Source organism: Sphingomonas sp. BK580, from assembly GCF_014194975.1.
Taxonomy (GTDB): Bacteria; Pseudomonadota; Alphaproteobacteria; order Sphingomonadales; family Sphingomonadaceae; genus Sphingomonas.
On the sequence record NZ_JACIAY010000002.1, the window covers coordinates 206,823 to 227,460 of the forward strand.

21 protein-coding genes are annotated in these 20,638 nt (G+C 70.5%); 11 read left to right on the plus strand and 10 right to left on the minus strand.

The features are described from left to right. Positions 1–60: 60 nt before the first annotated feature. From FHY05_RS04170 to FHY05_RS04185, 4 genes are all read left to right on the plus strand, one after another. Positions 61–1,530 (plus strand): NAD(P)/FAD-dependent oxidoreductase, encoded by a 1,470-nt coding sequence (locus FHY05_RS04170; protein ID WP_183943145.1) that lies wholly within the window; start codon positions 61–63, stop codon positions 1,528–1,530. Between the two features lie 497 nt (positions 1,531–2,027). Next, entirely contained in the window at positions 2,028–3,320 is a 1,293-nt protein-coding gene (locus FHY05_RS04175; protein ID WP_260181198.1) for an EAL domain-containing protein, read from the plus strand. Beyond that, positions 3,305–5,704 (plus strand): ATP-binding protein, encoded by a 2,400-nt coding sequence (locus FHY05_RS04180; RefSeq protein WP_183943146.1) that lies wholly within the window; start codon positions 3,305–3,307, stop codon positions 5,702–5,704. The genes FHY05_RS04175 and FHY05_RS04180 overlap by 16 nt, the downstream gene beginning before the upstream one ends. A gap of 74 nt (positions 5,705–5,778) precedes the next feature. Beyond that, a complete protein-coding gene (locus FHY05_RS04185; protein WP_183943540.1) occupies positions 5,779–6,165 on the plus strand; it encodes a response regulator in 387 nt (128 codons plus the stop codon). Between the two features lie 180 nt (positions 6,166–6,345). On the opposite strand, the gene FHY05_RS04190 is transcribed toward FHY05_RS04185, so the two are convergent. Continuing rightward, positions 6,346–7,197 (minus strand): class I SAM-dependent methyltransferase, encoded by an 852-nt coding sequence (locus FHY05_RS04190; protein ID WP_183943147.1) that lies wholly within the window; start codon positions 7,195–7,197, stop codon positions 6,346–6,348. A gap of 17 nt (positions 7,198–7,214) precedes the next feature. Here FHY05_RS04190 and FHY05_RS04195 point away from each other — a divergent pair, with 17 nt between their 5' ends. From FHY05_RS04195 to FHY05_RS04205, 3 genes are read left to right on the plus strand one after another with little or no spacing between them, the layout of a single operon-like run. After that, positions 7,215–7,958, plus strand: coding sequence for a ComF family protein (locus tag FHY05_RS04195; protein WP_311732368.1), 744 nt, complete (start codon positions 7,215–7,217; stop codon positions 7,956–7,958). Positions 7,959–7,989: 31 nt separating this feature from the next. Next, positions 7,990–8,247, plus strand: coding sequence for a glutaredoxin 3 (grxC, locus tag FHY05_RS04200; RefSeq protein ID WP_183943148.1), 258 nt, complete (start codon positions 7,990–7,992; stop codon positions 8,245–8,247). Between the two features lie 7 nt (positions 8,248–8,254). After that, the gene (locus tag FHY05_RS04205) at positions 8,255–8,686 is read left to right on the plus strand and encodes a DUF1178 family protein (RefSeq protein WP_183943149.1); all 432 of its coding nucleotides are present in this window, start codon (positions 8,255–8,257) and stop codon (positions 8,684–8,686) included. Here the strand turns inward: FHY05_RS04205 and FHY05_RS04210 are convergent. Beyond that, positions 8,679–9,704 (minus strand): sensor histidine kinase, encoded by a 1,026-nt coding sequence (locus FHY05_RS04210; RefSeq protein WP_183943150.1) that lies wholly within the window; start codon positions 9,702–9,704, stop codon positions 8,679–8,681. The two genes, FHY05_RS04205 and FHY05_RS04210, sit on opposite strands and share 8 nt — an antisense overlap. A gap of 197 nt (positions 9,705–9,901) precedes the next feature. Between FHY05_RS04210 and FHY05_RS04215 the strand changes: the two genes are divergently transcribed. Together FHY05_RS04215 and FHY05_RS22385 are read left to right on the plus strand one after the other, a co-directional pair. Next, on the plus strand, positions 9,902–10,105 hold the full coding sequence (locus FHY05_RS04215; protein WP_183943151.1) for a hypothetical protein: 204 nt from the start codon (positions 9,902–9,904) through the stop codon (positions 10,103–10,105). Continuing rightward, positions 10,105–10,587: a hypothetical protein gene (locus FHY05_RS22385; protein ID WP_260181200.1), complete on the plus strand. Its 483-nt coding sequence runs from the start codon at positions 10,105–10,107 to the stop codon at positions 10,585–10,587. Before FHY05_RS04215 ends, FHY05_RS22385 begins: the two co-directional genes overlap by 1 nt. Positions 10,588–10,599: 12 nt before the next feature. Here FHY05_RS22385 and FHY05_RS04225 read toward each other — a convergent pair whose 3' ends face one another. After that, entirely contained in the window at positions 10,600–11,244 is a 645-nt protein-coding gene (locus tag FHY05_RS04225; RefSeq protein ID WP_311732369.1) for an HAD-IA family hydrolase, read from the minus strand. After that, on the minus strand, positions 11,241–12,899 hold the full coding sequence (leuA, locus tag FHY05_RS04230; protein WP_183943152.1) for a 2-isopropylmalate synthase: 1,659 nt from the start codon (positions 12,897–12,899) through the stop codon (positions 11,241–11,243). The genes FHY05_RS04225 and leuA overlap by 4 nt, the downstream gene beginning before the upstream one ends. Before the next feature lie 251 nt (positions 12,900–13,150). Between leuA and FHY05_RS04235 the strand changes: the two genes are divergently transcribed. After that, positions 13,151–13,540: a BLUF domain-containing protein gene (locus tag FHY05_RS04235; RefSeq protein WP_183943153.1), complete on the plus strand. Its 390-nt coding sequence runs from the start codon at positions 13,151–13,153 to the stop codon at positions 13,538–13,540. Positions 13,541–13,619: 79 nt separating this feature from the next. On the opposite strand, the gene FHY05_RS04240 is transcribed toward FHY05_RS04235, so the two are convergent. The 6 genes from FHY05_RS04240 to miaA all read right to left on the minus strand — a co-directional run bounded on the left by FHY05_RS04240 (position 13,620) and on the right by miaA (position 19,709). Then, positions 13,620–14,237 carry a YceI family protein gene (locus FHY05_RS04240; protein WP_183943154.1) on the minus strand — a complete coding sequence of 206 codons (618 nt, stop codon included), beginning with the start codon at positions 14,235–14,237 and terminating at the stop codon, positions 13,620–13,622. Between the two features lie 86 nt (positions 14,238–14,323). Next, a complete protein-coding gene (locus FHY05_RS04245) occupies positions 14,324–15,136 on the minus strand; it encodes a hypothetical protein (RefSeq protein ID WP_183943155.1) in 813 nt (270 codons plus the stop codon). A 57-nt stretch (positions 15,137–15,193) separates the two neighbouring features. Next, positions 15,194–16,213 (minus strand): ketol-acid reductoisomerase, encoded by a 1,020-nt coding sequence (ilvC, locus tag FHY05_RS04250; protein WP_183943156.1) that lies wholly within the window; start codon positions 16,211–16,213, stop codon positions 15,194–15,196. Positions 16,214–16,317: 104 nt separating this feature from the next. Continuing rightward, positions 16,318–16,833: an acetolactate synthase small subunit gene (ilvN, locus tag FHY05_RS04255; RefSeq protein WP_183919628.1), complete on the minus strand. Its 516-nt coding sequence runs from the start codon at positions 16,831–16,833 to the stop codon at positions 16,318–16,320. 147 nt (positions 16,834–16,980) lie between these two features. Next, a complete protein-coding gene (locus FHY05_RS04260; protein WP_183943157.1) occupies positions 16,981–18,729 on the minus strand; it encodes an acetolactate synthase 3 large subunit in 1,749 nt (582 codons plus the stop codon). 53 nt (positions 18,730–18,782) lie between these two features. Then, positions 18,783–19,709 carry a tRNA (adenosine(37)-N6)-dimethylallyltransferase MiaA gene (gene miaA, locus FHY05_RS04265; protein ID WP_183943158.1) on the minus strand — a complete coding sequence of 309 codons (927 nt, stop codon included), beginning with the start codon at positions 19,707–19,709 and terminating at the stop codon, positions 18,783–18,785. Here miaA and serB point away from each other — a divergent pair. After that, positions 19,708–20,592, plus strand: coding sequence for a phosphoserine phosphatase SerB (gene serB / locus FHY05_RS04270; RefSeq protein WP_183943159.1), 885 nt, complete (start codon positions 19,708–19,710; stop codon positions 20,590–20,592). The two genes, miaA and serB, sit on opposite strands and share 2 nt — an antisense overlap. The last annotated feature ends 46 nt before the right edge of the window (positions 20,593–20,638 follow it).

Sequence of the window (20,638 nt, forward strand, 5' to 3'; positions counted from 1 at the left end):
CCGCTCGCTGGCGTCGCCGCTCCCAACCGCTATCTCTACCGCGTCACGGGGAGAGGCGCGGTGGAGCGGTACGACGTCATCATCATCGGCGCGGGCCTGTCGGGCATCGGTGCGGCCTGCCAGTTGCGGCGGAGACTACCCGACCAACGCTTCCTGATCCTCGAGGCCCGGCACGCGATCGGCGGCACGTGGGACCTGTTCCGTTATCCCGGCATCCGCTCGGACTCGGACATGCACACGCTCAGCTATAGCTTCCGCCCTTGGCGCGCCGCCGAGGCGATCGCCGACGGCCCCGCGATCCGCGCGTACATCGAGGAGACCGCGCGCGAGGAGGGCGTCGCCGAGCACATCCGCTTCGGTCATCGCGTCACCGCGGCGGGTTGGTCGAGCGCCGAGTCGGGCTGGACCCTCACGATCGAGCGGGAGGGCGCAGCGCCGGTCTCGCTCGCCTGCGACTGGCTCCACGCCTGCACCGGCTATTATTCCTATGATCGCGCGCATCGGCCCGCTTTCGCCGGGGAGGAAGCGTTCGCGGGCACGATCGTCCACCCGCAATTCTGGCCCGAGCGGCTCGACTATGCCGGACGCCGCATCGCGGTGATCGGCAGCGGTGCGACCGCGGTGACGCTGGTGCCGGCGCTGGCGCGCACGGCGGCGCATGTCACGATGGTGCAGCGTTCACCGAGCTATGTCGTGTCGAGACCGGCGCGCGACCGCATCGCGGACCGCCTGCGGAAGGTGCTGCCGGAACGCGCGGCTTATGCTGCCACGCGCTGGAAGAACGTGCTGCTCGGGCAATTCTTCTATCGGTTGGCGAGGAGGCGACCGCGTGCGGTCGCGCGGCGTCTGATCGCGATGGTGCGCCACGAGCTCGGCGCCGGATATGACGTCGCGACCCATTTCACCCCGCGCTACGATCCCTGGGACCAGCGGCTCTGTCTCGTCCCCGACGGTGATCTCTTCGCCGCGCTGCGCGATGGGCGCGCCAGCGTCGCCACCGGAACCATCGACCGTCTGACCCGCGACGGCCTGCTGCTTCTCGACGGCACCCATGTCGAGGCCGAGATCGTCGTGACCGCCACCGGCCTCGACATTTTATTGTTCGGCGGACTCGCTTTGTCCCGGAACGGGACGATCATCGATCCGGCCCGATCGCTCCAGTACAAGGGGATGATGCTGTCCGACGTGCCGAACTTCAGCTTCGCGTTCGGCTACACCAACGCCTCGTGGACGCTGAAGGCGGACTTGGTCGCCGCCTATCTCTGTCGTCTGCGCCGTACGATGCGGCGGCGCGGGGCGGTGAGTGCGACACCGCGCGTGCGGCTTGGCAGCGTGACCGAGGTGCCGTTCGCGGATCTGAGCTCGGGCTATATCCGGCGCGCGCTGTCGTCGTTGCCGCGCCAGGGGCATCGTAGACCATGGCGGCTGAACCAGAATTACGCGCTCGACGTGCTGGCGCTCCGCTTCGGCTCGGTCGCCGAGGCCGTCGAGTTCGGCGCGGACCGATCAGGCACTCGGATGAAGAGATAATGTCCCAATACTTGGTCCCGGTGGCGGCGCGGCAGTCGCGACGCGCACCGGGCCAAGGATCCGCTTACCAGGGACGGATGGTGGTGCCGACGAAGCCGACCAGCGCGAGAATGAAAGCGAACATCGATTGTCTCCGATTACCAGGGACGGATGGTCGTGCCGACGAAGCCAACCAACGCGAGAATGAAAGCGAACATCACGTGCCTCCGATTACCAGGGACGGATGGTGGTGCCGACGAAGCCGACCAGCGCGAGAACGAAAGCGAGCATCGATCTACTCCCGATTACCAGGGGCGAATGGTGGTGCCGACGAAACCGATCAGCGCGAGAACGAATGCGAACATGGGTCTTCTCCCTATTTCTTGCTCAACCCCCCCGAAGGGTAACGCGCAGGTAACGCTTTTTTCACCACTTCTCAACGACGTTAACCAGTGGTTAACCCAAAGTGGGACGTCTTAAGCTATTCATTAAGCTCGCCTGCCTAGGGTGGCTCCGGAATGGATATGCCTTGCCCCTCGACGCCGTCCGGACCGGTCGACGAAGCACGCATCAGCCAGGCCGCGGGTCTCCTCCGCCGCGGCGAATGGCTGGCAGGACTGCGCGACTTCGCCGTGGTGCGGCGCTTGCTCGGTGCCGCGGCCGCGGCCGACCTGACGCGCGCGGTCGCCGCGCGTCTCGCTCGCGTGCTGCCGCTGGCGCAGGTCGTCGCGGTAGGGCAGGATGTGATACGTGTTAGGTGCGATGGCGCACTCGACGAGGTGGAGCATGTTTCGGCGGCAGTGCGGGCCTTCTTCGATCCGGCAGACGAGCGGTGCGACGCGGCCGCGCGTCATGGCTGGGCGGTGGGCAGCGCGGTCGCGGCGCCCGAGGTCGACGACGTGACGCTGGCCGAGACCAGCGAGGCCGCGCTGGCCCAGGCGCTCGCGGCACCCGGCGGCGAGGCCATCGGTGCCGCGCTGGTCGCCGGCGAGGACCTGGCGAGCGAGCTCGACCGGGCGCTGGCGGAGGATGAGATGGAGCTGTTCTATCAGCCCAAGCTCCACGTCCGTCAGCAGGTGATCAAGAGCGCGGAGGCGCTGATCCGTTGGCGCCACCCGACCCGCGGCCTGATCCCCCCCGCCGATTTCATCCCCCTGGCCGAGGAGGGCGGTCGCGTCGGGCCGCTGACGCTGTGGACCGTGCGTCGGGCGATCCAGGATCAGCGCCGGCTGCGCCGGCTCGGCCAGGACGTCCGCATCTTCATCAACATATCCGGTCAGGTGCTGGCCGACGCGGCCTTCGCCGAGGCGGTGTGTCATTATGTCGCGGCGGCACCGGACGCGCGGCTCGGCTTCGAGATCACCGAGACCGCGGTGATCCGCGACCCCGATGGCGCGATCGCCAACCTGCAGCGGTTCGACTCGATCGGCATCACCGTCTCGATCGACGACTATGGCGCCGGCCTGTCGAGCCTGGCCTATCTCAAGCAGCTGCCCGCGCGCGAGTTGAAGATCGACAAACTGTTCATCACCGGGATCACCAGCTCGCACCGCGACCCGCTGATCGTCCGTTCCACCATCGACCTCGCGCACGCGCTCGACATGGAGGTGGTCGCCGAGGGGGTGGAGACGCACGCCGCGCTGGCGCTGCTCTCGGTGATGGGCTGCGACATGGTGCAGGGCTATGTGCTCAGCCGCCCGGTCGAATTGGAGACGCTCGCCGGCTTCCTCGCGGAGGAGCGCCACCATCGCGCCTCGGCCGACACGCGCGAGTCGTTCACGCGGCTGAGCGCGACGTGGAAACGCGCCTGACGCGGCTCGTCGCGGCGCTCGCGCTGGCGCTCGCCTCGGTCACGGGCACGCCGGCGAGCGCCGAGACCAGCGATCCCCTCGTCGCGCGGGTCCAGGAGCAGATGCTGGTCGACCCGCGCGGCGCGATCACGCTGGTCGAACAGGCGCGGCGCCCGCTGGGAGCGGTGTCGACGCGCGCCGACTACATCCGCTCGGCGACGCTCAACTGGCTGGAGGCGGAGGCCTTCACCCGGATCGATCAGCCCCGTCGCGCGCTGCCGCTGCTCGCCGCGGCGCAGCGCCAGGTGGAGCGAGCGGACAGCGGCTCGCATCTGGCCGCGGACATCCTGCTGTCGCAGGGCGGCGCGCTGACCGACTCGGGGCAGATCACCGAGGCGCTCGGCGCATTGCAGCGCGCGCACGAGCGCTATGTCGCGCTGCATGACCTGCGCAGCCAAGCCAAGGCGCTGACCTACATCGCCTTGCTCTATCGTAGCGCCAACGACCATGCCACGGCGCTGCGCTACTTCTCGCAGGCCTCGGAACGCTATGCCGACGATCCGGGATTGACCGTGGCGATCGAGAACGGTCGCGGCCAATCGCTCACCGCGCTCGGCCGCTATGCCGAGGCCGAGGCGGCGTTCCGACGCACCGTGGCGGCCGCGGCGACGCTGCGCAGCCCGCTCGCGCTCGCGCAGGCCTTCAGCGGGGTCGCGGAGGCCGAGCTGCGCCAGGGGCAGATCGAACGCGCGCGCCAGACGATCCAGCGCGGCCTGGCGCTGACCCGCAGGGACGGGGCGGAGGTGCAGCGCCCGCAGCTCGTCGCGCTCGCCGCGGAGGCCGCGTTACAGTCCGGTGACGTCGCGGAGGCACGCGTGCTCATCGGTCGCCGACTCGACGGCGTCGACCCCGAGCATACGCTGATCGTCGACCGTGACGTGCACGACATCGCCTACCGCATCTACGTCGCCAGCGGCGATTCCGCCGCGGCGCTGACCCAGCTGCGCGCGGTCAAGCGCCTCGACGATCAGGCCACCGAGATCGCGCGCTCGAACAGCGCCGCGCTCGCCGCGGCGCGCTTCGATTACGCCAACCAGGAGCTGCGGATCGCGCGGCTCAAGGCGGCCGATCTCGCCAAGACCGTCGCGTTCGAGCGACAGACCGCGCGTACGCAGCGGCTGCTGCTCTACGGCACGGTCGCGGGCACGCTGCTGATCATCGCGCTGCTCGCGATCGGCCTCTTCACGATCCGGCGCAGCCGCAACGAGGTGCGCGCCGCGAACGCCGATCTCGCCGCCAGCAACGCCGAATTGGCCAAGGCACTCCGCGCCAAGACCGAGTTTCTCGCCACCACCAGCCACGAGATCCGAACGCCCCTCAACGGCATCCTCGGCATGACCCAGGTGATGATCGCCGACTCCACGCTCGATCCGGCGACGCGCGACCGGCTCGGCATCGTCCATGGCGCCGGCGTGACGATGCGCGCGCTGGTGGATGATATCCTGGACGTCGCCAAGATCGAGACCGGACGAATGACGATCGAGACGGTGCCGCTCGACTTGCGCGCGGTCCTCGCTGAGTCGACCCGGCTGTGGCGCGATCCCGCACGTGCCAAAGGGCTGGCGTTCGAGGTCGACGCCGGGGACGCGCCGCACTGGATCATGGGTGACCCCGCGCGGCTGCGGCAGATCATCTTCAACCTGCTGTCCAACGCGGTGAAGTTCACGCCTGCGGGGCACGTCGCGCTGAACGTGGCGGTCGCCGGCGAGCGGCTGCGCGTGACGGTCTCGGACAGCGGCATCGGCATCGCTGCCGAGGCGCAGGAGCTCATCTTCGAGTCGTTCCGCCAGGCCGATGCGGGGACGACGCGCCAGTTCGGCGGCACCGGCCTCGGGCTGGCGATCTGTCGCAACCTGGCGCGCGCGATGGGCGGCGACGTCAGCGTGACGAGCCGGTTGGGCGAGGGCGCTACCTTCGTGCTCGACCTGCCCTATGTCGCCGCCGCTGGGATCGAGCAGGAGGTCGAGGCGGTCGCGCTCGTCGTGGTCGAGCGCAACCCGATCACCCGCGCCATGTACAAGACGTTGTTCGAGGCGCATGGTACGATCCGCTTCGTCGATGACCTCGGCGAGGCGGCGGTCGCGGCGGTGGTGCACGCCTCTCCGGAGCGCGTGCTGGTCGACGCTTCCTCGCTGGACACCGCCGCGCTGCCGGCGCAACTGGCGGCGATCGCCGCCGCGGCGCAGGGCGCGCCGGTGGCGGTGCTCGCCACCGCGGAGATCGCGGCACGGCGAGCCGAATGGGGCGCGTCAATCACCCAGGTTATCGAGAAACCGATAGCCAAGAAAGCGTTGGTCGCGGCAGTGCTGGCGATGCCCCGCGCGACGGTGCGCGACGCGGCATGATGTGGTAGGATCGGTGTGAGAGAAGAAGCCGGGTCGCATTGCCGAAGCGGGAGGGGGTCGCGGAAGTGACGGCATTGACGGCTCTGTTCATCGAGGACGACCGGATGAACCGGCGCGTCGTCCGCGACATGCTCGATGTCGCCGGCGTCGCCATGGTCGAGGCCGAGAGCGCCGAGCTCGGCCTCGAGCTGATCGACCGCGACGAGTTCGACGTGATCCTCGTCGATCTGCGGATGCCGGGCATGGACGGCATCACCGCGATCCGCCACATCCGTGCCCGCGGCGACGTCAAGGCGCGCCTGCCGATCATCGTCGTCACCGCCGATACCGCGGTCGACCTGCGCCAGCGTTGCCTGGAGGCGGGCGCGGACGACGTCATCTTTAAGCCGGTGGCGATGGACGCGCTGTTCGACTCGATGGGCCGGTTGCTCGCCGAGGGCGACGACGACGAGCTGATCTGAGGCGGTCATCGCGGCGCGTCCGCGAAGGCGGCGGCCGATTATCGCGCCTCATCCTGAACTCGTCGCAGGATCCACTGGGCCGCGCGCGCCGCGACGGACGCGTGAGCGGCGGTGTGACGCCTGAACCCGGTTCGGGATGACGCCAGGAGAGGATCTGCGCGATCGCAGTAGAGGCGCGCGTTACGCCTCCGACGCGCGTTGGCCATCCCCGCGCAATGCCGCTGCCAACGACGTGCTCGCGCTGCCGCGCCGTGCCGGCTTCGGCTGATCGGGCGAGGGCGCCCAGCCGGTGAGGAAGACGAGGTCGACCCGCTCGCGCACGCGGCCATCCGCGTCGGCGCGCGCGGCGAAGCCCGCGGCGGCGCGCGCCAGCGCGTCGCGGCGCAGCGGGTGGCGGTCCGCCAGCGCGTTGCTCGAACCGGTGCCGCGGAGGTCGTCGATCAGCCCGCCGAGGCCGGCATAACCGACGCTCAGCGTCTCGACGTCGGCGACCGGCAGCGCGAAGCCGGCGCGGACGAGCAGGTCTCCCGCCGAGCGCACGTCGACCAGTGGATGGAGCCGCGCCACGGCTTGCTCCTCCGCGCCGCGCAACGCCGCGCGCAGCTGCGCCAGGCTGCCCCCGCCCACGAACGCGCCGAGGAACAGGCCGTCCGGTCGAAGCGAGCGGCGCGCCAGCGCGAGCGCGCCGGGCAGGTCGTTGACCCCGTCGAGCGTGCCGGCGGCGACGACCAGGTCGAACGATCCGTCCGCGAAGGGCAGCCGGTCCTCGTCGGCCTGCACACCACCCGCGGCGCGCGCGAAGGCGAAGCCGGGGTCGAGCCGCGCGACGCGCGCGTCCGGCGGAGGGGCGTACTCGCCGCGGAAGCAGCCGAGATCCAGCACGTCGGCGAAGTCGCGCTTCACCGCATCGAGGCGGTCGGCGATGCCGTCCAGCATCGCCGCGCGTAGGAAGTCGTGCGCGGCATAGCCGGCAGCGGCACGGTCACGGTGCCGGCGTCGCGCGGCGCGGTCGAAGATCTCGGGAGGCTGCATGGGTCGCCCGATCGCTTGTGCCCGCTCGCGGCGCCGCCCACAAGCGCGACGTGCTCACCCGGCTGATCGATCAGGTGCTGCCGCCGCGCTGCCCCGGCTGCGGTGCGATCGTCTCGGCGCAGGGCCGCTTCTGCGCCGACTGCTGGGCCACGCTCCACTTTCTCGGACCGCCCTGGTGCGAGTCGTGCCATCTCCCGCTCGTCGCCGCGCGGGGCGCCGGCGCGCGCTGCGGCGATTGCCGAGCCGCGCCGCCGCGCCATGCCGGCGTGTGCGCGGCAGTGGCCTATGGCGAGGTGGCGCGAACGCTCGCGCTGCGCCTGAAGCATGGCGGTCGCGCCGCTTACGCCGTCACCGCCGCGCGACTGATGACCCGCTGGGTACCGGCCGGGGCGACGCTGCTGGTCCCCGTGCCGCTGCACCGCTGGCGGATGTGGTCGCGCGGCTACAATCAGGCAGCGCTGCTCGCCACCGCCGTATCGCGACGCAGCGGCGTGGCGTGGCACCCCCGTCTGCTCGAGCGTCATCGTGCCACGCCCATGCTGCGCGAGCGCGGCGCGGGCGAGCGGCATCGCGCGGTAGCGGACGCGTTCCGTGTACCCGAGCGCCGCCGCGCGCGTCTCGCCGGGGCGCATATCGTGCTGGTCGACGACGTCTACACCAGCGGTGCCACGGCCGACGCCTGCACCGCGACGCTGCTCGCCGCGGGTGCGGCGCGGGTGACCGTGCTGGTCTGGGCGCGCGTGCTGCCGCGGACGGATTGACACGGCGCGAGTGCGACCACAACTAAGCGGCATGGCACGGGTCGAGATCTACACCAAGGCGTTCTGTCCTTATTGCTCGCGCGCGATGAACCTGCTCGCGCGCAAGGGCGTGTCGGTCGAGGAGACCGATATCGGGGTGGAACGCGACAAGCGTGCCGAGATGATCGGTCGAGCGGCGGGCCGCTCGACCGTGCCGCAGATCTTCATCGACGGCATCCACGTCGGCGGTTCCGACGACCTCGCGGCGCTGGAGCGAGCGGGCAGGCTCGACGCGATGCTCGCCGTCTGAGCGGGACGTGATCGTCTTCGATCTCCGCTGTACCCAGGCCCATGTATTCGAGGCGTGGTTCGCTTCCACCACCGCCTATGAGGAGCAGCGCGAGCGCGGCCTCGTCTCCTGTCCGACATGCGGCGACACCGTGGTGGAGAAGGCGGTGATGGCACCCAACGTCGGCGCCAAAGGCAACCGCGCGCCCGCGGTCGTGCCGCCGGGGTCGCCCGCCGAGGTGCTGCGCCAGCTCGCGTCGCGCCAGGCCGAGCTGCTGCGTCGCTCGCGCTGGGTCGGCAGCGACTTCGCCGCCGAGGCGCGCGCGCTCCACGAGGGCGAGCGGTCCGAGGGCGCGATACACGGCCAGGCGAGCGCCGCCGAGGTCAGCGAGTTGATCGAGGACGGCGTGCCGGTCGCGCCGCTGCTCTTCCCGGTCGCACCGCCCGATCAGATCAACTGAGCGCCCCACCCGCGCGATCGGGCATGACCAGCCGGAGGGCGGTGCCGCTCGGGCGATCGCTCAAGGTGAGCGTGCCACCGATCTGGCGCGCCAACGTGCGCGACACGCGCAGCCCGAGACTGGAAGCGGCGTCGAGGGCGAAGTCGGGCGGGACTCCCTCGCCGTCGTCGGCGACCACCACCGCGATCGCGCCGGCCTCGCGGGTCACGGTCACCGCCACGCAGCCGCTCGTCCGACCGGCGAAGCCGTGCTCGACCGCGTTGGCGATGCCCTCGGCGAGGATCAGCGCGGGTGGGATCGCCACCTCGGGCGCGAGCACGATTCCCGACGCGACGCGCAAGGTGTGGCGGATCCCGGGCCTACCACCCGCTGCCATGACATCATCCACGAGCTGCGCGAGGAAGCCGTCGAGCGCGACGGGGCTGCCGTCGCTGCCGTAGAGCTGGCGCTGGATGCGCCCGATCAGCTCGAGCTTGTTCCCCGCCTCGCTGAGCGCGGCGCGGGCGACCGGATCGGTCACGTCGCGCTCATGGTGGTGGAGGACCGCGCCGACCATCTGCAGGTTGTTGGCGACGCGATGTTGCAGCTCGCGGAACAGCAGATCGCTGCGCGCCGCCAGGGCCTGGTTGCGTTCGCGCTCGGCCCGCAGTCGGCGATTGGCTCGCTGTAACCAGAGGATGAGCAGCACGTCGAGGCCGGCCGCGGCAGCGTAGAACAGCAGCGCGATCCACGTCCCGCCCTCCAACGCGAAGCTCTGGAAGGGCGGGATGAAATAGTACCAGGCGAGCAGCCCGCACAACAGCCCCGCCAGCGCGCCAGCGCCCGCGCCGAAGAGGAAGGACGAGAGGATCACCGCCGGGAAGAAGGTGATATAGGGAAAACCCGGAGGAAACTGATCGTCGAGCGCGTGGCGCAGCCCGGCGGCCGCCAGCGAGAGCACCACCGCCCCGGCCAGGCCGAGGAGCCCGCTCCCGCTGCCATACGGCAGACGGTCTATGATGCGAGGGCGTGCCCCCATCTGTCGCTTGCCCCCAAGCCCGGTTCGTACCGTCGCGGTCCTGCCTACCAGCGCCGCGGTAGCCTGTCATCGCGCGCTCACATGAGCCAGATCAAGAGCCGGGTGATCCACGTCAGTCATTTGTTTTTGAACGCTTATCAAACCACGACGTTGACCCGCTCGCGTGCCGTACGGCGCGTGTCGCAGGAGGTCGAGTGATGTCGCTCGAGACGATCAAAGGTGAGCCGCGCGGTGCCGTGACGCTGTTCGCCATCGGCGTCGTGGTGGCGCTGATCGTGTACGCGGTGAAGTGGCATGTCGCGCCGGCGCGCGGTCCCGACAACGTGCTGGTGTTCGCGCTGGTCGGCGGCGCGATCGGCTGCGCCGCCGCCGTGGTGCGCGATTGCCGGGAGCGGGGCTGATGGGCGGCGAGGGCTTCCGACTCTACGGCACCGCCGATCCCGAGAACGATCAGGCACCGCCGGCGGGCGGGATGCGCGGCGAGGGCAATGCGACGCCCGAGGACGCCGGTCAGTCACTGACCCACGAGATCACGTCCAGCGACGGGCGAACGCTCACGCTGGAGGAGCAATCCGGGGTGAGCTTCGTCGAGGCGAGCGGTCCGGCGAGTGGACGCTCGACGACGATGGAGGCGGTACGGGTGCCCGGGCCGGACTGGGGCACGCTGCTGCTCGCGGGCGCGCTCGGGTTCCTACTCGGCCAGCGTGCAGCGCGACCGCGTCGCGAGGCGACGCCCCCACGGACGACCACGCCGCCGGTGCGCGACGCCGGGCCGGAGAACATGGCCGATGTCGAGCCGCGCGGCTGGGACCTGGTCGACGAGGGGTCGGACGAGTCCTTCCCCGCGAGCGACCCGCCGTCCTACTCGACGCCGGGACGCTGAGCTCGGGAGCGCTCACCGCCCGCCGAGTACCAGCCAATCCTGCTCCAGCGCGACGGTGAGCGCCTCATAGCCGACGACCTGGCGCCAGCGCGTGTCCAGCGGCTCGTGATGGGTCGCCGAGATCACCATCACGTCGGCGCCCGCCGCCTCGGCCGCGGCGATGCCCGCGGGCGCGTCCTCCCAGACGAGACAGTCGCGCGCGTCGACCCCGAGCCGTTCGGCGGCGAGCAGGAAACAGTCGGGCGCCGGCTTGCCGCGCTCGACGTCGTCCGCCGTGACCATCACCGCCGGCGGGGTGACGCCCGCCGCCTTGAGGCGGACCTCGGCGAGCGAGCGCGGTGCCGACGTGACGATCGCCCAGCGCTCGGGCGGCAGTGCCGCGGTGAAACCCGCCGCGCCCGCGATCTCGACCACGTCGGCGACATCGTCGATCTCGGCCTGGAGCAGCAGCTCGAACTCGCGCTGCGGGTCGACACCGGGAGGGGCGAAGCGGCGGATCGTCTCGATCGCCTTTACGCCGTGCATCACGGCCATCAGCTCGTCGACGTCGACGCGGTGTCGCTCGGCCCAGGCGGTCCAGGCGCGGACCGCGGACGGGATCGAGTTGATCAGCGTCCCGTCCATGTCGAACAGGAAGGCGGCGTAGCGGCGCGTCACGCGCGGTTCGCCGCGGAGAGCACGGCGCGGACGCTCGCGGTGGCGATATCGCTGTCGATGCCGACACCCCAGACGGTGCGTCCGTCGGGTGTCCGACACTCGAGATAGGCCGCCGCCTGCGCGCCCGCGCCGTGCCCGATCGCGTGCTCGGCATAGTCGACCACGTCGAGCGTCGGTCCGGTGCTGTCGGCGAGCGCGGCGATCACGCCCGAGATCAGGCCGTTGCCGCGGCCCGACAGCGAGCGCTCCTCGCCGTCGATGGCGATCCGGCCGACGAAGACGCGCTCGCCCGCGGCGCCGCTCTCGTCATAGTCGCGCAGCACGAAGCGATCGCTCGTCCCCGGCAGATACGCCCGCTCGAACGCGCCCCAGATGTCGGCGGCGTTGAGCTCGCGGCTGGTCTCGTCCGCCAGCGCCTGGACGTGGCGGCTGAAGTCGGCCTGGAGCCGCTTGGGCAGCCGCAGCCCCTTGTCCTGTTCGATCACCCAGGCGACACCGCCCTTGCCCGATTGCGAGTTGACCCGGATCACCGCCTCGTAGCTGCGGCCGAGGTCGGCCGGGTCGATCGGCAGATAGGGAACCTCCCACAGGCCGTCGTTGCGCGCCGCCTGGGCGGCGAAGCCCTTCTTGATGGCGTCCTGATGCGAGCCCGAGAAGGCGGTGAAGACGAGGTCGCCGGCATAGGGCGTACGCGGGTGGACCGGGATGTTGGTGGCATATTCCACCGTCTTCACGATCGCGTCGATGTCGGAGAGGTCGAGTCCGGGGTCGACGCCCTGCGTGTACATGTTGAGCGCGACCGTCACGAGGTCGCAGTTGCCGGTGCGCTCGCCGTTGCCGAGCAGGCAGCCCTCGACCCGGTCGGCGCCCGCCATGATGCCGAGCTCCGCGGCGGCGACGCCGGTGCCGCGATCATTGTGCGTGTGGAGCGAGATCACCGCGGCGTCGCGCTGGCGCAGGTGGCGCGCGAACCATTCGATCTGGTCGGCGTAGACGTTGGGGGTGGCACACTCGACCGTGGCGGGCAGGTTGAAGATGATCGGCGCCTCGGGGGTCGGCGCCAGCACCTCGGCGACCGCCTCGCAGACCTCGAGCGAGAAATCGAGCTCGGCGGTGGAGAAGGTCTCGGGCGAATATTCGAACTGCCAGCGTGTGTTCGGGCGCTTGGCGGCCTCGTCGCGGAGCACCTTGGCGCCCTCCACCGCGATCCGCTTCACCTCCTCGCGCGACATGCCGAAGACGATCTTGCGCCACGCCGGGCTGACAGCGTTATAGAGGTGGACGATCGCGCTGTGTGCGCCCTCGAGGCTCTCGAAGCTGCGCTCGATAAGGTCGCGGCGCGACTGGGTGAGCACCTGGATCTGCACGTCCTCCGGCACGCGATCGTCGCGGATCAGGCCCGAGATGAAGTCGAACTCGGTCGCGCCGGCGGAGGGGAAGCCGACCTCGATCTCCTTGAGCCCGACCTTCACCAGCAGGTCGAAGAAGCGCGTCTTCTTCTCGGCGTCCATCGGATCGATCAACGCCTGGTTGCCGTCGCGCAGGTCGGTGGAGAGCCAGCGCGGCGCGCGCGTGATCGTGGCCGAGGGCCAGCGCCGGTCGGGCAGCTCGACGGGAGGGAAGGGGCGGTATTTGGTCGCGGGGTCGCGCAGCATGACGGTGGCTCTCTCGACAGGAGCGGAAGGGGATACGGTCAAGCCCTTAGGCGCGGCGCGACGAGCGCGCGAGCGGTGACGCGCCTAAGGGCGCGTAAGTCGAAGCAGCAGGGCGAGGCCGCGGGCCATGGTCATCGCGGGTCTGAGTAGCGCGCGGTGGCGCAACTTGTCCAGCGCGTCGATGCGCTCGCAAAATCTTGAGTAAAACGAAACCTTTGTGGGCGAGAGGGAAGCGTCAGAGGGAGTTCACCATGTTGCAGCTGGTCTATATCAGCACCGCGGTCGGGCAGGTCGCCACCGCCCCGATCCTGGCGGCGTCGCGCACCAACAACACGCGCGACCGGATCACCGGCCTGCTCTTCAGCGACGGACGCCGCTTCCTCCAGGCGCTCGAGGGCGAGCCCGCGATGGTGGAGCGCGCCTTCGTGCGCATCGGCGCCGATCCGCGCCACCGCGCGCTGGTGGTGCTGTCGCGGCGCGAGGTGGCGCAGCGCGAGTTCGGTGATTGGGCGATGGCCGAGCGCGTCCCGGGCTCCGACGGAGAGGCGTTCACGCGCCGCGTCGCCGCCCTGGTCGCCAACGCCTCGCCCGCGGTGCGCGCGACCTTCGATAGTTTCGCACGGCTGCAACGCGCGGCTTGAGGGCGGAAGCGGGCGCTCTTCCCCAAGCGTCACCCTGAAACGAGGTCAGGATGACGCCACGATGGGAGAGTGCCTCCGTTTACGCCGTGAAGGCGGCGTTGACGTTGAGCTTGACCGTGTCCGACACCGCCGGCGCGGCATAGCCGAGCCCGAAGTCGCTGCGCTTGATCGTGCCGGTGCCGACGAAGCCGAAATTAGCCTTCTTGCTCATCGGATTGTCGCCAGCGCCGACGAAGGTGACGTCGAGCGTGACCGGCTTGGTGATGCCCTTGATCGTCAACTCGCCGTTGAGCGTCGCCTTGTTCGGCCCGCGCGGCGCCACGGTGGTCGACACGAAGCGCGCGGTGGGATTGTTGGCCGCGTCGAAGAAGTCCTTCGACTTGAGGTGATTGGCGAACTGCGGCGAGGTCACGGAGAGCTGGTCGACCGCGAAGGTGACCTCCACCCTGGTGGCGGCGGGCTTCTTCGGGTCGATCGTGATCGAGCCGCCCGAGGCGCCGAACTGGCCCTGCAACATCGAGAAACCGAGATGGTTCACCTCCCAGGTCACCTGCGTGTGCGCGGGATCGACCTGATAGGTGCCGGCGGCGACGCGGGCGGCGCTCGGCTGGCCAGGCTGGCCCGGCGCGGTCGCGAGCTGCGCGGCGGCGGGGACGGCGAGCGCGACGACGAGGCCGGCGGCGAGAAGATGACGCATGTTGGTTCCTCCTGTGGTGCGCCTCTTGCACCATAGTATCGCTCGGGCGGCTAGGGGCCGCGGCGAAACGGACGTTTTCGACCCGCTTACTCGCCGCCCGACGAGTCGCGCGACGGCTCGCCCGGTACGCGCTCGACGGTGACGTCGAAGCGGATGCGGACCCAGGCGCCGATGAGCGGCTGACCGCCGCGACGCGGCGGCCGCACCAGGAACTGCCACGCGGCGCGGCGTAGCCCGCGCGCGATGCCCGAGCCGGGTGACTCGCCCAGCTCGCGACAGTCCTCGACGTGGTAGCGCGGCGCGGTGCGACAGGCGACGATCCCCCAGCCGGCCTGACCCCGCGGCAGGAACGGCGCGGTCTCGGCGTGGGTCGGCTCGCGATACCATTCGGCAGCGTAGAGCGGCTCGCCGCCCGGGCCGGCACCGACCGAGGGCGTGTCGTCGCCGGCGCCGGCGCTGGCGCTCTGCTGCCCGTCCGCGCCCGAGCCGGGAGCGGGCGCGGTGCCCTTGATCTTGCCGATGTCGGAGGCGGCATAGTCACTGCGGCTGAGGATCATCACGCCGGGCAGCTTCAGCTCGGCCAGCGGCGGGGGCGGCGTCTCGGCGGTACGCTCGACCGGGCGCTCGCGCGCGGCCGGCGCGGTGCGTTGGCGGCCCGACTGGCGCGCGCGCTCGGTCCGCTTGGTCGCCGCGCTCTCGGCGCGCTGACCCTGCGCGCTGACGTCGAAGGTGTTGAGTGGACGGTGGTCGCCAAAGTCGCCGCGCACCACGCCGCCCATGCGCAGCAACGCGTAGAGCAGCAGCGCGGCGATGCCGAGCGCGAGCGCCCAGGACAGCGCCCGGCTGCCGGTGTCGGCGCGCGTGCGATACGACGAGTCTCGGTACGTCGCCGTCCGCATCGCGCGCGCCTACAGGAGCGCGCGCGCGGCTTCAATCCGCCGCGCGCGCGCGGAGCGTCAGTTCCGCTCCTTGTCGACCAGCTTGTTGGCGCCGATCCACGGCATCATCGCGCGCAGCTCGCTGCCGACCTGCTCGATCTGGTGGCGTTTGGCGGCGCTGCGGCTGGCCTTCAGCTCGGGCTGGCCGGCGCGATTGTCGAGCACGAAGTCGCGCACGAAGCGACCCGACTGGATGTCAGCCAGCACCCGCTTCATCTCCTTCTTGGTCTCGTCGGTGATGATGCGCGGGCCGGTCTTGATGTCGCCGTACTCCGCAGTGTTCGAGATCGAGTAGCGCATGTTGGCGATGCCGCCCTCGTACATCAGGTCGACGATCAGCTTGAGCTCGTGGAGACACTCGAAGTAGGCCATCTCGGGGGCGTAGCCCGCCTCGACCAGCGTCTCGAACCCGGCCTGGACCAGCGCGGTCGCGCCGCCGCACAGCACCGCCTGCTCGCCGAACAGGTCGGTCTCGCACTCCTCGCGAAAGTTGGTCTCGATGATGCCCGAGCGGCCGCCGCCCACGCCCGAGGCATAGGCCAGCGCGACGTCATGCGCGTTGCCGCTGGCGTCCTGGTGGATGGCGATGAGGCAGGGGACGCCGCCGCCGCGGACATATTCGGAGCGGACGGTGTGGCCCGGACCCTTGGGCGCGATCATGATCACGTCGATGTCCGCGGGGGGCTCGATCAGGCCGAAATGCACGTTGAGGCCGTGCGCGAAGGCGAGCGCGCTGCCCGGCCTCATGTTGCCCTTGAGGTCACTCTCCCAGATCGCGGCCTGGTGTTCGTCGGGGGCGAGGATCATCAGCACGTCGGCCCAGGCGGCGGCCTCCTTGTTGGCGAGCACCTTGAAGCCGGCGTCTTCGGCCTTCTTCGCCGAGGCGCTGCCGGGGCGGAGCGCGATCGCGATCTCCTTCACGCCCGAGTCACGCAGGTTCTGCGCGTGCGCGTGGCCCTGCGAGCCATAGCCGAGGATCGCGATCTTCTTGCCGGTGATCAGGTTCAGATCGGCGTCGCGATCGTAATAGACCTTCATGTTCAAACCCCTTGTCATTCCCGCGCAGGCGGGAAACCAGACCCGCACACGCTAGTGGTAGTGGATCCCCGCCGGTGCGGGGATGACGGAAGATGTGGCGGTCGTTACGCCGCCTCGGCGCCGCGCGCGATCGCGACGATGCCGGTACGCGCCACCTCGACCAAGCCGACCTCGCCCATCAGTTCGACGAACTTGTCGATCTTCTCGATCGTGCCGGTCACCTCGAACACGAAGGAGGCGATCGTCGCGTCGACGACGCGTGCGCGATACACCTCGGCGAGGCGCAGCGCCTCGATCCGGTGGTCGCCGCTGCCCGCCACCTTCACCAGCGCCAGCTCGCGCTCGACGTGCGCGCCGCGCGCGGTGAGGTCGGTCACCTGGTGGACCGGCACCAGCCGCTCGAGCTGCGCGACGATCTGCTCGAGCGTCGCCGGGCTGGCGGAGGTGACGATGGTGATCCGGCTCACCGCCTTGTCGAGCGTGATCTCGCTGACGGTGAGGCTCTCGATATTGTAGCCGCGGGCGGTGAACAGGCCGGCGATCCGCGCGAGGATGCCGGGTTCGTTGTCCACGATCACCGCCAACGTGTGCCGCTCGGCCTTCTCTTCTCGTATCTGCATGTCATCATCTCACTCCCCTCCCAGCAAGGGAGAGGCCGGGGGAGGGTTAAGGCCGAAGGATAGGTCGGAGGCAAGCGCGCGCCGCGACGTCGCGCGGGTACGCTTCCCGCCACCCGGTCCTCCCCGTGTCGGGGAGGAGCTTGGAGTTCACACCAGCGCCTTGGCCTCGTCGTCCATCGTCCCCGAGACCTCGTTGGCCTGGAGGATCATGTCGGTGTGCGCCGCGCCCGACGGGATCATCGGGAAGCAGTTGGCCAGCTTGGCGACCATGCAGTCGACCATCACCGGCCCGTCGTGCGCGAGCATGTCGGCGATGCCCTGCTCGAGCTGGTCGGGATGCTCGATGCGGATGCCTTTCCAGCCATAGGCCTCGGCCAGCTTGACGAAATCGGGCAGCGAGTCGGAATAGCTCTCCGAGTAGCGGCTCTCATAGGTCAGCTCCTGCCACTGGCGCACCATCCCCATATACTCGTTGTTGAGGATGAAGACCTTCACCGGCAGCCGGTATTGCGTGGCGGTGGCGAGCTCCTGGATGTTCATCTGGATCGACGCCTCGCCGGCGATGTCGATCACCAACGCGTCGGGGTTGCCGAGCTGCGCGCCGATCGCCGCGGGCAGCCCATAGCCCATCGTGCCGAGCCCGCCCGAGGTGAGCCACTTGTTGGGCGCCTCGAAGCCGAAATGCTGCGCCGCCCACATCTGGTGCTGGCCGACCTCGGTGGTGATGATCGGGGCGCGCGCGTGCGTCGCCTCCCAGAGAGCGCGCACCGCGCGCTGCGGCATGATCTCGGTGCGGCTCTCGGGGAAGCTGAGCGACTTCTTGGCGCGCCACTCCTCGACCCGCTGCCACCAGCCGGCGAGGTCGGGACGCGGGTGCTCGCGCTCGCGCCACACGCGCACCATGTCGGCGAGCGCGTGGCCGGCGTCGGCGACGATCGCCAGGTCGATCCGCACCGTCTTGTTGATGCTCGACCGGTCGATGTCGATATGGACCTTGCGGCTATGGGGCGAGAAGGCGTCGAGCCGCCCGGTGACTCGATCGTCGAAGCGCGCGCCGACGTTCACCACCAGGTCGGCCTGATTCATCGCCATGTTGGCCTCATAGGTGCCGTGCATGCCGAGCATGCCGAGCCACTGCGGACCGGTGGCAGGATAGGCGCCGAGCCCCATCAGCGTCGAGGTCACCGGCGCGCCGGTGAGATGCGCCAGCTCGACCAGCAGTTCGGACGCGCGCGGGCCGGCGTTGATGACGCCGCCGCCAGTGTAGAACACCGGGCGCTCGGCGGCGGCGAGCATGTCGACGACCTGCTCGATCAGCGCCGGGTCGGCGGCGAGCGCGGGACGGTAGGTCTTGTGCTGGATCGGGCCGGGCGCGCCGTAGGCCGCGGTGGCGACCTGGACGTTCTTGGGGATGTCGACCACGACCGGGCCGGGGCGACCCGAGGTGGCGATATGGAACGCCTCGTGGATCACCGGGCCGAGCCGCGCCGGATCCTTCACCAGGTAATTGTGCTTGGTGCAGTGGCGCGTGATGCCGACCGTGTCGGCCTCCTGGAAGGCGTCGCTGCCGATCAGGTTGGTCGGCACCTGGCCGGTGATCACCACCATCGGGATCGAGTCGAGCAGCGCGTCGGTGATGCCGGTCACCGCGTTGGTCGCGCCGGGGCCGGAGGTGACGAGCACCACGCCGGGCTTGCCGGTAGAGCGCGCATAGCCCTCGGCGGCATGCGTCGCGGCCTGCTCGTGGCGGACGAGGATGTGCTTGATCCGCTGCGAACGGAACAACGCGTCGTAGATCGGCAGGACGGCGCCGCCCGGATAGCCGAACACGACCTCCACGCCGAGATCGCACAGCGCCTCGACGAGGATATCGGCTCCGCTCTTCTCGGTGGTCACGTCACGTCTCCTCAACTGAAGTCGGGGCGCGCTACGGCATCGAAAGTTGCCCGTCAACACGCTTTAGAGAAATAAAATTCCAAAGTGGCGTTTTCGCTCCGGTGCCAATCGGCCGGTGGCTGGTGGCGGAACCAGGTGTACTGACGCTTGGCGTAGCGCCTGGTTGCGAGCTGCGCGCGGGCGAGCGCCTCGTCGCGCGTGAGCGCCCCGGCGAGGTGCGCCGCGATCTCGGGCACGCCGATCGCGCGCCGCACGGGCGCGACCTCGGGCACGTCGACGCGCGCGAGCAGCGCGGCCACCTCGTCGATCGCGCCCGCGGCGAACATCGCCTCCAGGCGCTCGTCGCAGTCCTCGACCAACCGGTCGCGCCCGGGCAGCAGCACCAGCGCGCTGAGATCGATCGCCGCGCCGATCCCGCCGGCCCGCTCGCGCTGCCAGTCGGCAAGCGGGCGACCGGTCGAGCGCACCACCTCGAGCGCGCGCGCCACCCGCGCCGTGTCGCCCGGCGCGAGCCGAGCGGCGGCGGGCGGGTCCTCGCGCGCGAGCGTGGCGTGAGCCTCGGCGACCGGGAGCGAGCGTATCGCCGTGCGGACCGCCGGGTCGATCTCGGGCACCGGCGCGATCCCGTCGAGCAGCGTGCGCAGGTACAGGCCGGTACCACCGACCAGCACTGGAAGCCGACCTTCCTCGTGCGCCGCCGCGATCGCCGCGCGCGCGTCCGCCGCCCAGCGCGCGGCCGAGCAGGCCTCCGCGCCGTCGACATAGCCGAACAGCCGGTGCGGCACGCGCGCCTCGTCCGCCTCGGACGGCCGGGCGGAGAGCAGCCGCAGGTCGCGATAGACCTGGCTGGCGTCGGCGTTGATCACCACGCCGCCGGCGCGTTCCGCCAGCTCGATCGCCAGCGCGCTCTTGCCGCTCGCGGTCGGCCCTGCGATGAGCGCGACCCGCGGTTTCCGACAAGTCTCAGGGGAAGAACCCATGTTCACGGCGACGCTGATAGCAGCCGGGCGGCTGACGCCCAACATCGTCGCCGCGGCGCAGGAACGGCTCGCCGCGGCGGGCTGCGCGCCGACGACGCTCGGCTGGATCGACGAGGGCGACGCCGCCGACCTTCACTTCGAACTCGCCCCCGCCGACGCGCGCACCGCGCTGGAGGGCATGTTCGACGCCGTCGACGTGGTGGTCCAGCCGCGCGAGACGCGGCGCAAGATGCTGCTGGTGGCCGACATGGACTCGACCATGATCACGGTCGAGTGCATCGACGAGCTGGCCGACTACGCCGGGCTCAAGCCGCAGATCGCCGCGATCACCGAGCGCGCGATGCGCGGCGAGCTCGACTTCGAGGCGGCGTTGGATGCGCGCGTCGGACTGCTGAGGGGCTTGCCCGGCAGCGTGATCCAGGAGTGCCTCGACGAGCGTGTGCGGCTCATGCCGGGTGCGATCGCGCTGGTGCGAACGATGCGCGCGTGGGGTGCGACAGCGGTCCTGGTGTCGGGCGGGTTCACGCGCTTCGCCGAGCCGGTCGCGAACGCGATCGGCTTCGACCGCGCGATCGCCAACGTGCTGGAGTTGGAGGACGGCGCGCTGACCGGGACGGTGGCGCGCCCGATCGTCGGTGCGGCGACCAAGCGGACGACGCTGCTGGAGGCGCGCGCCGCGCTCGGGCTCGCGGAGAGCGCGACGCTGGCGGTGGGTGACGGCGCCAACGACCTCGCGATGATCGAGGTGGCGGGGCTGGGGGTCGCCTATCGCGCCAAGCCGATCGTCGCGGCGGCCGCGGGGGCGCGGGTGGAGCACGGCGACCTCACCGCGCTGCTCTGGGCGCAGGGCGTGCCGAAGGCGGAGTGGGCGGCGGAGGCTTAGCTCTCACCGCCATCAACCAGGCCCGCGCTTCTGCGAACGCGGGAGC

Bases quoted from the DNA above. Each gene is read 5' to 3' on its own strand.
- FHY05_RS22385 (WP_260181200.1), top strand. From the start codon at position 10,105: ATGGGCGGCGAGGGCTTCCGACTCTACGGCACCGCCGATCCCGAGAAC.
- FHY05_RS04210 (WP_183943150.1), bottom strand. From the start codon at position 9,704: ATGGGGGCACGCCCTCGCATCATAGACCGTCTGCCGTATGGCAGCGGG.
- ilvN (WP_183919628.1), bottom strand. From the start codon at position 16,833: ATGCAGATACGAGAAGAGAAGGCCGAGCGGCACACGTTGGCGGTGATC.
- FHY05_RS04190 (WP_183943147.1), bottom strand. From the start codon at position 7,197: ATGCAGCCTCCCGAGATCTTCGACCGCGCCGCGCGACGCCGGCACCGT.
- ilvC (WP_183943156.1), bottom strand. From the start codon at position 16,213: ATGAAGGTCTATTACGATCGCGACGCCGATCTGAACCTGATCACCGGC.
- miaA (WP_183943158.1), bottom strand. From the start codon at position 19,709: ATGGGTTCTTCCCCTGAGACTTGTCGGAAACCGCGGGTCGCGCTCATC.
- FHY05_RS04235 (WP_183943153.1), top strand. From the start codon at position 13,151: ATGTTGCAGCTGGTCTATATCAGCACCGCGGTCGGGCAGGTCGCCACC.
- FHY05_RS04175 (WP_260181198.1), top strand. From the start codon at position 2,028: ATGGATATGCCTTGCCCCTCGACGCCGTCCGGACCGGTCGACGAAGCA.
- leuA (WP_183943152.1), bottom strand. From the start codon at position 12,899: ATGCTGCGCGACCCCGCGACCAAATACCGCCCCTTCCCTCCCGTCGAG.
- FHY05_RS04240 (WP_183943154.1), bottom strand. From the start codon at position 14,237: ATGCGTCATCTTCTCGCCGCCGGCCTCGTCGTCGCGCTCGCCGTCCCC.
- grxC (WP_183943148.1), top strand. From the start codon at position 7,990: ATGGCACGGGTCGAGATCTACACCAAGGCGTTCTGTCCTTATTGCTCG.
- FHY05_RS04245 (WP_183943155.1), bottom strand. From the start codon at position 15,136: ATGCGGACGGCGACGTACCGAGACTCGTCGTATCGCACGCGCGCCGAC.
- serB (WP_183943159.1), top strand. From the start codon at position 19,708: ATGTTCACGGCGACGCTGATAGCAGCCGGGCGGCTGACGCCCAACATC.
- FHY05_RS04215 (WP_183943151.1), top strand. From the start codon at position 9,902: ATGTCGCTCGAGACGATCAAAGGTGAGCCGCGCGGTGCCGTGACGCTG.